The 13070-nt window shown below is 71.3% G+C and carries 11 protein-coding genes; 6 read left to right on the forward strand and 5 right to left on the reverse strand.

The features are described 5' to 3' along the window. The first annotated feature begins 71 nt into the window (after positions 1 to 71). From HS041_RS02485 to HS041_RS02500, 4 genes are all read left to right on the forward strand, one after another. Positions 72 to 524, forward strand: coding sequence for a carboxymuconolactone decarboxylase family protein (locus HS041_RS02485; RefSeq protein WP_196438895.1), 453 nt, complete (start codon positions 72 to 74; stop codon positions 522 to 524). 31 nt (positions 525 to 555) lie between these two features. Then, positions 556 to 846, forward strand: coding sequence for a hypothetical protein (locus tag HS041_RS02490; RefSeq protein ID WP_196438896.1), 291 nt, complete (start codon positions 556 to 558; stop codon positions 844 to 846). A 157-nt stretch (positions 847 to 1003) separates the two neighbouring features. Then, positions 1004 to 3469: an excinuclease ABC subunit UvrA gene (locus HS041_RS02495; RefSeq protein ID WP_196438897.1), complete on the forward strand. Its 2466-nt coding sequence runs from the start codon at positions 1004 to 1006 to the stop codon at positions 3467 to 3469. Positions 3470 to 3606: 137 nt separating this feature from the next. After that, a complete protein-coding gene (locus tag HS041_RS02500; RefSeq protein ID WP_196438898.1) occupies positions 3607 to 4335 on the forward strand; it encodes an expansin EXLX1 family cellulose-binding protein in 729 nt (242 codons plus the stop codon). Positions 4336 to 4445: 110 nt separating this feature from the next. On the opposite strand, the gene HS041_RS02505 is transcribed toward HS041_RS02500, so the two are convergent. Genes HS041_RS02505 through HS041_RS02515 form a run of 3 tightly spaced genes read right to left on the reverse strand, consistent with a single transcriptional unit; the run spans position 4446 to position 7880 of the window. Then, the gene (locus HS041_RS02505; RefSeq protein WP_196438899.1) at positions 4446 to 6092 is read right to left on the reverse strand and encodes a pyruvate, phosphate dikinase; all 1647 of its coding nucleotides are present in this window, start codon (positions 6090 to 6092) and stop codon (positions 4446 to 4448) included. A 10-nt stretch (positions 6093 to 6102) separates the two neighbouring features. Further along, entirely contained in the window at positions 6103 to 6729 is a 627-nt protein-coding gene (locus HS041_RS02510) for a transcriptional regulator (protein WP_196438900.1), read from the reverse strand. Between the two features lie 59 nt (positions 6730 to 6788). Further along, positions 6789 to 7880 carry a TetR/AcrR family transcriptional regulator gene (locus HS041_RS02515; RefSeq protein WP_196438901.1) on the reverse strand — a complete coding sequence of 364 codons (1092 nt, stop codon included), beginning with the start codon at positions 7878 to 7880 and terminating at the stop codon, positions 6789 to 6791. Between the two features lie 442 nt (positions 7881 to 8322). On the opposite strand from HS041_RS02515, the gene HS041_RS02520 reads away from it, so the two are divergent. After that, on the forward strand, positions 8323 to 9201 hold the full coding sequence (locus HS041_RS02520; RefSeq protein WP_196438902.1) for an MEDS domain-containing protein: 879 nt from the start codon (positions 8323 to 8325) through the stop codon (positions 9199 to 9201). Beyond that, complete coding sequence (locus HS041_RS02525) at positions 9198 to 10157, forward strand: sensor histidine kinase (protein WP_196438903.1); 960 nt, start codon at positions 9198 to 9200, stop codon at positions 10155 to 10157. The genes HS041_RS02520 and HS041_RS02525 overlap by 4 nt, the downstream gene beginning before the upstream one ends. 157 nt (positions 10158 to 10314) lie before the next feature. Here HS041_RS02525 and HS041_RS02530 read toward each other — a convergent pair whose 3' ends face one another. Both HS041_RS02530 and HS041_RS02535 read right to left on the reverse strand, forming a co-directional pair. After that, positions 10315 to 11562: a PP2C family protein-serine/threonine phosphatase gene (locus tag HS041_RS02530; protein WP_307845139.1), complete on the reverse strand. Its 1248-nt coding sequence runs from the start codon at positions 11560 to 11562 to the stop codon at positions 10315 to 10317. Positions 11563 to 11668: 106 nt separating this feature from the next. After that, positions 11669 to 12889: a GAF domain-containing sensor histidine kinase gene (locus HS041_RS02535; RefSeq protein ID WP_196438904.1), complete on the reverse strand. Its 1221-nt coding sequence runs from the start codon at positions 12887 to 12889 to the stop codon at positions 11669 to 11671. Positions 12890 to 13070 lie beyond the last annotated feature (181 nt).

The following is a 13070-nucleotide window of genomic DNA, read 5'->3' on the forward strand; positions in this document are numbered from 1 at the left end:
TGCGCGCATAGCGAATGTATCAACCCGGGCAGCCAATCTGATCTCACACGAACCGAGACAGAGGAGACACCATGGAAGCCCGGATGAAGAACCCCGCCACGATCATCCCCGCCGCGATGAAGCCGATCATGGCGTTGATGCAGGCCGCCCAGTCGCAGGGTCTCCCCCAGGAGCTCATGGAGATGATCCACCTGCGGGTCAGCCAGATCAACGGCTGCAGCTTCTGCGTCGACACCGGCCTGAAGAACCTGCGCAAGCTCGGCGAGAGCGACGAGCGCATCGGCCTGGTCACCGCATGGCGGGAGGCTCCGTACTACACCGACGCCGAGCGGGCCGCGCTGGAACTGGCGGAGGCCTCGACCCGGCTGGCCGACCGCGCCGACGCCGTCTCCGACGAGGTCTGGAACAACGCCGCCGACCACTTCGACGAGCAGCAGCTGGCCTCGATCCTGCTGATGACCGCCGTCACCAACCTCTTCAACCGCCTGAACGCCCCGATCCGGCAGATCGCCGGCAGCTGGTAGACCCCGACCCCCACGCACAGGAGACACCGACATGTCCGTCGCCCGCTCGCACCGCTACTCCGTCGCCGACTCCGACCTGGAGGAGTTCCTGGCCCGCCGGAGCTCGCTGATCGCGACCGTCCGGGAGGGGCACCCCGGGCTCACCCACGCCGTGCTGATCCGGCTCGAGGACGGCACCTACACCGACACCTGGCACTGGGAGACCGCCGAGCAGCTGGGCGCCGCTCTCGCCGCTCTCCCCACCTTCCCGGAGGCGCCGCTGACCATGGCCCTGACCAAGGACGGCACCGCCCTGAACGGCCAAGTCGTCGACGAGCGCTGAGCCGGCGTGTCGGAGCCGAGGTGACGAGATTCCCGATCACTCCGGCGGAGAAGGACCAGACGTACCACTCGAAGCCAGTCAGATCGAGCCAGGCGACACCGGCGGAGACCGCGAAGGCGGCTCCGCCCGGCAGATCCGCCCGACAGATGGAGACACGATGAGCAAGGCCGCGAGGACGGACACGCCGTCGCCTGCGCTGCACGCCGCCGACAGCCACGACTGGATCCGCGTGCACGGGGCGCGCGTGAACAACCTCAAGGACATCAGCGTCGCGATCCCGAAGCGCCGGCTGACGGTGTTCACCGGCGTCTCCGGCTCGGGCAAGAGCTCGCTGGTGTTCAGCACGATCGCCGCGGAGTCGCAGCGGTTGATCAACGAGACCTACAGCGCCTTCGTTCAGGGCTTCATGCCGACGCTGGCACGGCCCGAGGTCGACGTGCTCGACGGGCTGACGACCGCGATCATCGTCGACCAGCAGCGGATGGGCGCCGATCCCCGCTCCACCGTCGGCACCGCCACCGACGCCAACGCGATGCTGCGCATCCTCTTCAGCCGGCGCGGGGAGCCGCACATCGGCTCGCCCCAAGCCTTCTCCTTCAACGTCCCCACCGTCCGGGCGAGCGGTGCGATCACGGTCGAACGCGGCAACCGCACGACCGAGAGAGCGACCTTCACCCGCGTCGGCGGCATGTGCACGCACTGCGAAGGCCGGGGCACGGTCTCCGACATCGACCTCACCCAGCTCTACGACGACTCCAAGTCGCTCGCCGAGGGCGCGTTCACCATCCCCGGCTGGAAGTCGGACAGCTTCTGGACGGTGCGGGTCTACGCCGGATCGGGCTTCGTCGACCCGGACAAGCCGATCCGCGAGTACACCGGGAAGGAGCTCCAGGACTTCCTCTACAAGGAGCCGACCAAGGTCAAGCTCGACGGCGTCAACCTCACCTACGAGGGGCTGATCCCGAAGATCCGCAAGTCGTTCCTCTCCAAGGACCGGGAGGCGATGCAGCCGCACATCCGGGAGTTCGTGGACCGGGCGGTCACCTTCGCCACCTGCCCAGGGTGCGACGGCACCCGGCTGAGCGAGGAGGCCCGCTCCTCGAAGATCAAGGGCGTCGACATCGCCGACGCCTGTGCGATGCAGATCAGCGACCTGGCCGATTGGGTCCGCGGCCTCGACGAACCGTCGGTGGCGCCGTTGCTCGGCAAGCTGCTGCACACCCTCGACTCGTTCGTGGAGATCGGGCTGGGCTACCTGTCGCTCGAACGGCCGGCGGGCACGCTGTCGGGCGGTGAGGCGCAGCGCGTCAAGATGATCCGCCACCTCGGTTCCGCGCTCACCGACACCACCTACGTCTTCGACGAGCCCACCGCGGGCCTGCACTCCCATGACATCCAGCGGATGAACAACCTGCTGCTGCGGCTGCGGGACAAGGGCAACACCGTGCTCGTCGTGGAGCACAAGCCGGAGACGATCGCGATCGCCGACCACGTCGTCGACCTCGGCCCCGGCGCCGGTACGGCGGGCGGCACCGTCTGCTTCGAGGGCACCGTCGAGGAGCTGCGGGCCGGCGGCACCATCACCGGCCGCCACCTCGACGACCGGGCGTCGCTCAAGGAGACGGTGCGGAAACCCACCGGCGCGCTGGAGATCCGCGGCGCCACCCGCCACAACCTCCAGGGCGTCGACGTCGACATCCCGCTCGGCGTCCTCTGCGTCGTCACCGGCGTCGCCGGCTCCGGGAAGAGCTCGCTGATCCACGGATCGATCCCCGCCGGCGCGGGTGTGGTGTCGATCGACCAGGCGCCCATCCGCGGCTCGCGACGGAGCAACCCGGCGACCTACACCGGCCTGCTCGACCCGATCCGCAAGGCGTTCGCGAAGGCCAACGGTGTGAAGCCGGCGCTGTTCAGCGCCAACTCCGAGGGTGCCTGCCCCAACTGCAACGGCGCCGGCGTCATCTACACCGACCTGGCGATGATGGCCGGCGTCGCCACCGTCTGCGAGGAGTGCGAGGGGAAGCGGTTCGAGGCGTCGGTGCTGGACCACCGTCTCGGCGGCCGCGACATCAGCGAGGTGCTCGCGATGTCGGTGACCGAGGCCGAGGAGTTCTTCGGCGCCGGCGAGGCTCGCACGCCGGCGGCGCACGCCGTCCTCGGCCGGCTCGCCGACGTCGGGCTCGGCTACCTCAGCATCGGCCAGCCGCTCACCACGCTGTCCGGCGGCGAACGGCAGCGGCTCAAGCTGGCCACCCACATGGCCGAGAAGGGCGGCGCCCATTCGCCGGCTTCGACACGCTCGATCGGCTCGGGAACGCGAGTAAGCGCGCGCTCCTCTCGGCTCAATCGCGTCTACGTCCTGGACGAGCCGACCACCGGCCTGCACCTCGCCGACGTCGAGCAGTTGCTCGGCCTGCTCGACCGGCTCGTCGACTCCGGCAAGTCGGTCATCGTCATCGAGCATCACCAGGCGGTCATGGCGCACGCCGACTGGATCATCGACCTCGGCCCCGGCGCCGGCCACGACGGCGGCCGGATCGTCTTCGAGGGCACACCCGCCGACCTCGTCGCCGCCCGCTCCACCCTCACCGGCGAGCATCTCGCGGCTTACGTCGGCGCCTGACCGAGGCCCTCGCGCTCCCCGGGAGACGGGTCCCCCACCTGTTTCGACTCGTCTCACGGGGACTTTGGTGCTTTTTCGTACCGAGATAGATCGATTTCGCTACTGTCGCATCCACCCCGCACGAGAGGAACCCCTGGATGCGACGCCTGCCCTCCGTTCTCGCAGCCGCGCTCGCCGCGAGTTCACTCCTCCCGTCCCATGCCCTGGCGCAGTCCGCCCGGAGCGGGGAGGGCGCCGCGGTCGTCCGCGTGCCGGTGAAGGCGGCCGGAGAGAAAGCGATCAGGGGGAAGGCGACTTTCTACGAACTGCGGTCCGGGGGCGGCAACTGCTCGTATCCGTCGCCCCCGGCCGACAACCTCTACGTCGCGCTCTCCCCCGCCGAGTACGCCGCCGCGGCCGCCTGCGGCGGCTACCTGAACGTCACCGGGCCCAAGGGCAGCGTCCGGGTCAAGGTCGTCGACCAGTGCCCGGAGTGCCCGGCAGGGCACATCGACCTGAGCCGAACGGCCTTCGCCCGTGTCGCGGACCCGGGCAAGGGCATGGTGGGGGTCTCCTACCGTGCGGTCCGCCACCCGCGAATCGGCAGACCGCTCTCCTTCCGGGTCAAGGAGGGCTCGTCGCGGTGGTGGCTGGCCCTGCTGGTCATCGACCACGGCAACCCGCTCGCCTCGATCGAGGTGAAGGCCGCCGGCGGCGCGTGGCGCAGGCTGGCCCGGGCCGACTACAACTACTGGATCGCCGATTCCGGCATGGGCCGGGGTCCCTTCGCCGTGCGGGTCACCGACACCCGCGGCCACCGGGTCACGGCCGGGCGCGTCCGCCTGGCTCCCGCCGTCATCCAGCGCACCACCACGAAGATGTACTGACATCCAGCCGGCGGGCGAAGGACGCCTGCACCGCTTCAGCACTCGTCGCACGTGGTCCGGCCCGGTGCTTGGCCGGTCGGGTCACCCCCGCCGCCGACGGCCGGCGGCGGTCAGGGGCCCTGCCGGGTGCCCGGCTGCTTCACAAGGACCGCGTGGGCTGCCGCGAGGCGTTCCGCGTCGTCGCGGTTCGAGCCGCCGCCCGAGATCTCGTCGGCCCAGCCGAGCAGGCGGTGCAGGAGGGAGTCGGCCGGCGCCGTAGTGATGCGGGGGCTGCCGACGACGACCTCTCCGCCGGTCCCGTCGATGGTGATGAATGTGCCTTCCGGGAAGACGCGTCCGGCGGCTCGCACGGAGGCGGCGTCGACGGTGAGGTCCGCGGCTCCCACGACGGCGGGTTTCCCCATCGCTCTGGCGACGACGGCGGCGTGGCTGGCCGGCCCGCCGCGGGCGGTGACGACTCCCGCGGCGGCGGCCAGGCCGTGCATGTCGAGCGGGGAGGTCTGCGGACGCACCAGGATGACCGGGCCGCCGGCTGCCATTCGCACCGCCCTGTCGGCGGTGGTCGCCACCCTGCCGGTCGCGACCCCCGGGCAGGCGCCCAGCCCTCGGGTGAGGATGTCGAGCGTGCCGGCGGCCTCTATCCGGGACGTGCCGGCGTATCGGAGGTGCCGGGGGGAGACCCGGAGCAGTGCCTCGCGACGGCTGATGACGCCCTCGTCGGCCAGGTCGACCGCGACGCGGACGGCGGCGCGTCCGACGAGGCCGCCGGGCCGCGTCTGCAGGAGCCACAGCCGGCCCGCTTCGAAGGTGAACTCCACGTAGCAGGCGTCGCGGTGGTGTTCCTCGATCCGGCCCATGGCGTCCAGGAGGCCGGCCCACACCGCCGGCTCCCGTTCGGCCAGTTCGGCCAGCGGCCGGGTCGTCGACCTGCCGGAGACGACGTCTTCGCCCTGGCGGCCGAACAGGACGTCGCCGAACGGGATCCTCTCACCGGTGTCAGGATTGCGGCTGAACGCGACCCCGGCGCCGCTGTGCTCGTCGCGATTCCCGAACACCATGGCCTGCACGGTGACGGCCGTGCCGAGGTCGTGCGGGATGGCGTGCAACGCGCGGTAGGTCGTGGCGCGCGGCGTGTTCCATGACGAGAACACGGCCCTGACGGCCAGTTCCAGCTGCCGCATCGCGTCGTCCGGGACCGGTCCGCCGGTCCGTTCGCGGATGAGGGCCTCGACGCCCCGGATCGCACCGGCGAGATGTGCCTCCTCGCCGCCGGAGCCGCGTTCGGCCGTCTCGCCCGCGACGGCCTCCAGGCTTTCCGGGGCCAGCCCGATGACCGCGGAGGCGAAGCTGGACAAGAACCGCAGGCGCGAGTCGAGCGCGAACCGCACGTCACCCGTCTCGGCCGCCAGTTCCGCCGTGGCCTCGGCGGTCAGACCGAGATCGAGGACGGTGTTCATCATCCCGGGCATCGACACGCTGCCGCCCGAGCGGACGGACAGCGCCAGCGGCCGCCCGGGTCCGCCGAAGCGCCGTCGTGTGGCGGTTTCCAGATCGGAGACGGCAGCCGCCAGCTCGGCGTCGAGGCCGTCGGGAAAGCGCCCGTCGCGCAGGAAGGCGCGGCATGCCCCGGTGCTGATGACGAACCCCGGGGGAACGGGCAGTCCGAGGCGCCGCAGTACGACGAGGCCGTACCCCTTGCCGCCCAGAACGCTCGGGGTCTCCTCGGTCTCCGCCGAGAGCGGGTGAATCCAGGTCATCGGCAGCGGCTCAGTCTCGCGGGATGCCGAGGGTGGCCAGCAGGTCTTCGTGAAGCTGGAACCACACGATGTGGTAGGAATCCAGGTTGTCCGTCACGTACTCCACCGCACCGGACCTGGCACGGGCGAGCGCGGTGGCGAACCGGACCCGGTACCGCTGGAACCGCAGCATCGCCGCGGACAGGTCTGCGCAGACGGCGTCGGCACGCCGGTGGAAATCCGTGAAAAGGTCCAGGACCCGGGCGTCGTAGGCGGGATCGGTGTGGTCGTTGGGCACCGCGGCACCGTCGGCGGATCGCATCTGCCATGCCGTGCAGAGATCGAGCAGCTCCGGGTTGAGCACGAGAAAGTCGTCGTACGCCCCGGCCACCGCGGTTCGGGTGCCGGCCGCCTCCAGTTCGCCGCGGATCCACTCGGCGTCCGCGGCGCGGCCGGCCTCGGTGAGACCCCACCCGCCGAAGTCACCCGGGACGCAGGTGACGAGGCCGGCCACCGCCAGATCGATCAGCTCGGACTCGGCGTCGGACTCGGGCAGTCCCGTCGCCTCGGCCACGCGGGCGAGGCCGGCGAACCCGATACAGCGAAGGGCGTGGAGCACCAGCACGTCGGTGCTGGTCGGATAAGGCGATTCCGGCATGTCCGCAGGCCTTCCTCAGGTGTCGTCTCTCCGTCGGGGGCGTCGGGCGGCGCGGGTCGTCAACCGGCTCCGCCCGACCGCGTGGTGGTCGAGCCGCCCGAAGCCGCCACGGCGTGGGCGGCGCCCCGTCCGCAGGCTCGGGAGAAGATCCTGCCCCCCTGGATGCGCACCGCGGCCTCGGTGGCGTCGTCCGGGTCCGGGATTCCGACGGCCGACGCCACGGCGGCGCGGTCGTCGAGGACGAGGCGGAGGTCAGGCCAGGCCTCCGGTGCGAACACGCCTCGCAGGCATCCGGCGAGGTCTCCGATCCTCAGCCGCACAAGACGTCCGACCTCGTCCGGATCGCCCGTCACCACGGCCACGGTGACCTGGTCGCCCGGGCGGGCGGCACGGACGGCTTCCTCGGCCGCCTCCAGCCGGCCGGTCCCCAGGACCGCGATCACCCCGTCGGCGTCGAACCCGACCCGGCGGCCGGTGATCTGGTCCGTCAGCTCCGCAAGCGGCTCCCAGTCGTCCCGGACACGGCGTGCGGGAGTGACGTAGGGCAGGTGCGGCGGATCCCACGTGTCGGCGAGGTCGAGACCGGCCAGATGCCGGCAGGCGCGTACCACGTCGAAGGGATCGCCGAAACCGGGCGCCGTGTCAGCCAGGTGGACGGCCCCGTTCAGCAGCGTGAGGGCCAGCTCCGCCAGCCGCACCAGCCGCGTGCGGTGCGGTGCACATGATTCCAGCGCCAGAGCCAGCAACAGCGCCTCCAGCCTGGTGACCTGCGCCAGCGCGGTGCGGCCGGGTTCGTCGTCGAACAACCCGGCCGGCGAGCGCAACTGCAGCCTCCCCCCGGCGGGCGTGTCACCGGTCAGCGGCAGCCGTTCCAGCCAGATGCGGGCGAACGCGCCCGTCGCCTCGGCCAGGTCCGGCGGCGACGCCTCCGCCATACCTGCGTGCTCGATCGAGTCGACCAGGACCGCCAGGTAGAGCGCTCGCTTGCCCGGGAAGTTGGAGTACACCGCCCCGCGGGTCAGCTCGGCCCGCTCCGCGATCCGGTCGATCTTGGCGTCGGTGTATCCGCGCTCGGCGAACTCCTCCCTCGCCGCGGCCAGCACGGCCGCCCGGGTGCGTTCCTGCTGCTGTGCGCGGGTCAGCCTCACCATCCCCGCCCCTCCGTCGCCCTCATGGATGAAGAATACTCCCAACATCCCGATGTTGGCATCATCTGAGTGATTCCGCGTCTCTGCGGCATCGGCCCGGTCGCCCGCAGGGCTCCGTGGCGGCCCCGGGTCCGGTGCGGCCGGAAACCGGCCGCGCTCACGCCGTCCGCCCCGCGCCCGGGACCCGGGCCGGCGACCCGGCTGGAGATCACGCGGACAGGACGCAACAGCGCGAGCGGGCCGATTCCCGTCACTGCGGCGACCGGCGGGGCAGGGCGTCGTCGCAGCTCACTCCCATGAGTGGAACGGCGGCGCCCTCCGGCGTCCCGGGCGGAGCAACCTTTGATCACGTGCGGGTCGAATGGATGGAGGTAGTCTGGAGGCCGGCGGATGTGAGGTCGGCGAGACATCCCGAACGTTTTCCGGCGAGCTGGTATTGGGTGAAATGGTGCGCCAAGTCAAGGACGTCCAGCTAGGTGATCATCTGTGCCTGGCGTTCACGCATGAGGCCGAACAACGCGAGGTGGCCTCCGCCTTCGTCGCTGCCGGGCTGACTCGCGGCGAGCGGGTTCTGTACTTCGCCGACGACCCCTCAGGTGACCGGGTGCACCGCTGGCTGCGGCAGGCCGGCGTCGACGTCACGGCGGCGACGGCGTCCGGGCAACTGGACGTGCGGCCGGCGGAGGAAGGCTACCTGGCCGCGGGCCGGTTCGACCCCGACGTGATGATCGCCGCGTTGCGCGGCGAGGTCGGCGACAGCCTGGCGGCGGGGTTCACCGGGTTCCGGATCAGCGGGGAGATGAGCTGGGCCCTTCGGGGGACGACCGGCGTCGAGCGCCTGGAAGAGTACGAACGGCGCGTCACCGCGCTGTTCGCCGAGGGCATGTCGGCGGCGATCTGCCAGTACGACTCGCGCTTGTTCCCCGCCGAGCGGCTGGGTGCGCTGACCGGCTGCCATCCGGAACGGGTCCAGATGAACGCGCTGCTCCAGAACGGTTCGCTGCGCGTCATGCCGGGTTTCGACGCCGCCGGAAACCAGGTGCTGCGCGTCACCGGCGCGATCGACTCCACCACGGCCCCGGCCTGGAGCGCCATACTGCAGAACGCGACCGGCGGAGACGGAGACGTCCAGGTGGACATGGCGGGGCTGGAGTTCATCGACGTGGCGGGTTTGCGGGAGCTGGTACGCGTGGCCGCCGCCCTGCCGGACGGGCGCCGCCTGCACGTGCTGAACCTGGCCCCGGCCCTGGACAAGGTCATTCGCCTCGTGGGATGGGACCGGACAGCCGGCCTGATCGTCGGTACGGAGGTCGTCCCCGCATGAGCGCCATCACTGCCCAGGACGCCGGTGCGGCACCGAAACTGGTCCACCACGCGCTGATCTACGGCAGCGACGAGTCCTTCCTGGCGGCCACCACCGGTTTCTGCCTGGACGGGCTGACCGCAGGCGACAAGGTGCTGGCCGTGACCACCCCGGTCAACACCGGCCTGCTCAGAGATAGCCTCGGCCGGGACTCCGGCGCCGTGGAGTTCGTCACCGCCGAGGACTGGTACGACGCCCCGGGCCGGACCCTGGCCGCCTACAACCGGTATGTCGATGAGCACAAGGTGCGCCACCGGCGTATCCGCATCATCGGCGAGCCGGTCTGGCACGGCCGCACCCCGGCGGAAGAAGCCGAGTGGACACGATACGAATCGGTGATCAACGCCGCTTTCGCCGACAGCCCGGCCTGGATCGTGTGCCCCTACGACACCCGGGTCCTGCCCGAGCGCGTCGTGGCCGACGCCCGCCGCACCCACCCGAACCTGTTGGCCGGCTCCGCCGCGCAGATCAGCCACGTCTACGCCGACCCGGCCGCTTTCACTCACGCCGCCGACCGTCTGCCGCTGCCGCCCCCGCCCGCCGGGGCCGACGCGGAGATCCGCTTCGACGCCGACCTCGGCCGGATGCGGCAGCAGGTGAGCGCCCGGGCGACCGCGCTCGGCCTGTCCGCCGAGCTGACCGGCCGGCTGCTGCTGGCCGTCAACGAGGTCGCCGCCAACGCCGTACAGCACGGCGGCGGGTCCGGCCGGATCCGGATCTGGGCCGACCACGCCGCCGTCGGCTGCGACGTCGTCGACCCCGGCCGGATGGACACGCCGTTCCCCGGCTACCTGCCGCCGGACCCGCGCGCCGAGCACGGCCACGGCCTGTGGGTGGTGCGCCAGCTCTGCGACCTGCTGGAGATCCGCACCGGTCAGGACGGCACCCAGGTCCGCCTGCACCTGGGGCGCATCTGACGGTCGGCGCCGCGAAGCCCGGCTCTTCCAGTCCCGCGTCGATCCGTCTCCGTGGCGGGATCACGGAGACGCCGGGTCACCCTGGGCAAGGGGCGGCATGCGGTCGGGCTCCTTGCTCTCGCGCCGTTCGATGGACGACTCCACCGGCGGTCCGGCCTCACAGCAGGAACTGATGCTGCCGTTGGCTGTGCCATTCGACCAGCAGTACGGTGGCGTCGTCGTCGAGGTGGTCTTGCTGGTGCTCCAGCAGGGTCTGGATCAGCCGGCGCAGCGTTTCGGGGGCCGACGCGCCGTCGGCCTCGCGGCGGATGACGAAGTCGGCGAAGCGCTCCAGGCCGAACTCCTCGCCGTCGGGGTTCTTGGCCTCGATGACCCCGTCGGTGTAGAACAGCAGCCGGTCACCCGGCTCCAGCTGGTAGCGGGAGGGCGAGGTGAAGGCGCCCATGCCGAGCCCCATCGGCGGATCGGGTTCCGCCTCCAGCGTGGCCACGACGTGCCCGCCGCGGATCACCAGCGGCGGGTGGTGGCCCCGGTTGATCCAGCTCAGCAGGCCGGTGCGGGTGTCGAGGCTGGCCAGGATCCCGGTGGCGAAGCGCACTGCGCCGAACTGTTCGGCGATGGCCGCGTCGATGGCCTCGCTGGTGGCCAGGAGATCGGCGCCCTGGCGGCGGTTGTTGCGGCAGGCGCCCATCGCGATGGTGGCCGTCAGCCCGGCGGCGGTGTCGTGCCCCATGGCGTCGAAGATCGACAGGTGCAGGGTGTCGCCCGCCAGGGCATAGTCGAAGGCGTCCCCGCCCACGACGTAGGCCGGCTCCAGAGCGGCGCTGACCACCACCCGCTCGGTGGCGAAGGTCCGCACCGGCAGCAGCGTCCAGAGCACCTCGGCCGACAGCTGCATCGGCTGCGCGCGCACCAGGCGGGCGTAGGTGTCGCTGGTGGAGCGTTTGCTGGAGACCAGCAACGCCGTCAGAGAGGCCAGCTGGGCGGCCTGCCATCGGACGGCCCCGTCGTCGCCGGGCGCGGTCAGGCCCAGCACGCCGATGTGTTCGGTGCCGTCCAGCATCGGCAGCCACAACCGCCGCGGGCCCTGATCGGTGAGGATCGGGGCGGGTTCGGCCTCTGAGGAGTCGTCGGCGAGCCGTGCCTGGACGATCTCCAGATTGCGGAAGGCCCTCCCCGCCATGGTGGCGTCGATGCGGAGGCGCTTGAGCGCTTTGCCGTCGGCGTCGTGCTGGCCGGGCAGCGGCACCAGGAACTGGTGCTGCAGATCGGCCACGTACAGCACCGGCTGGTAGAAACCGACCAGGCTGGCGTATCCGGTGACCAGAGCCGGCAGGTCCTCCATGGCCGCCAGGTGGTGGGCGGCGATCAGACCGCCCAGCATCTGCTCGTGCTCATCGTCCACCGGCCCGCTCCCTCATCCTCTTGCCGTCCTTCTTACCGGTGCGCCGACGGTTAGGCGTCGATGATCGCCCTCTGTCTCCATGCGGCCCGTCAGGCCGGTGCAGGGGTCAGGAGTGCTGCGCCGACGGGCTGGGCAGCACCAGGCGCACACACGTGCCGGCGCCCGGTTCACTGGTGATGTGCATGCCGCCGTCGTGCATCCGCATGACCTTCCGCACGATGGCCAGGCCCACCCCGCTGCCGCCGATCGCCCGCTGCTCGGCCTCGCGGGCGCGGTAGAAGTCCTCGACGACATACGGCAGGTCCTCTTCGGGGATGCCCATGCCGGTGTCGCGGACCTCCACCGTCGGCACCGGATCCCCTGAGACGCTCACCTCGACCTGCCCGCCGGCCGCGGTGAACTTGACGGCGTTGTCCAGCACCTGGCCCAGCGCCTGGCGCAGCTTCCGGGCGTCGGCCCAGACCGGCACCTCGGTCCGGGCGTGCGCGGTGAGCGTCACGTCGTTGATCCAGGCCTTGCCGACGGTCTCGACGACCGTCTCGCGCACCACCGCGGCCAGATCGACGCGCTCGGGCTGGAAGGGGACGGTGCGGGCGGTGAGGCTGGCCAGCAGCAGGAGTTCGTCGATCAGCTCCAGCAGGCGGTCGCTGTTGCGCTCGATCACGCCCAGGAACCCACGCTCCGCATCGGCGTCCAGATCACTGTCGTGGATCAGCTCGAGGTAGCTGCTGATCGCGGTCAGCGGGGTGCGCAGCTCGTGGTTGACGGTGCGCAGGAACTGATGCTTGAGCTCCTCGGCCTCGTGCAGTTGCCGGATGACCTGGCCGAAGCGGCGGCTGTAGTAACGCAGCCGCAGCAGATCGGCGACGTAGCCGGCCAGCGTGACCAGGCTCTGGTGATGTGCGGCCGTCAGACGGCGGGGCCGGACGTCCAGCACGCACAGCGTGCCCAGAGCGTGACCGCGGCTGCTGATCACCGGTGCGCCGGCGTAGAAGCGCAGCCCCGCCTTCCCCGTGACGACGGGATCGTCGCAGAACCGCGGGTCCGTCGGCGCGTCGGGCACTTCCAGCACCTCGCGGCCCATGATGACGTGCGGGCAGAACGGGATCGGCGCGTCGATGCCGATCCCGCCGTGGTCGGCACGGCCTTTGACGTACTGCCCGTCGGCGCCCACGAGGTTGACCAGCGCGACCGGGGTCTGACACAGCTGGGCGGCCAGCTCGGCGATGGCGTCGAAGCGCGGCTCGGCGGTGGGCTCCAACGCCTCCAGCTCGTCGAGTTCGTACAGCCGTTCAACTTCGTCGCGCGGCAGCGGCCTGTGCGTCATCGCTCCCCACTCCCGCTGTGATCCGCATCGATAGTGAACGTCGACTCTCTCCACACTAGGGTCCGGAAGACGGCGGGTGGCGAGTTCGGCGGGTAAAGAACCGGCCATGACGGCGGCGGGGCGCCGTCATGGAGCCGGCGGGAGGCGGGACGGGCCCGGTCCGCGCTGCGGCCGGCTCGGC

The organism is Planomonospora sp. ID67723 (assembly GCF_015711605.1).
Lineage (GTDB): Bacteria > Actinomycetota > Actinomycetes > Streptosporangiales > Streptosporangiaceae > Planomonospora_A.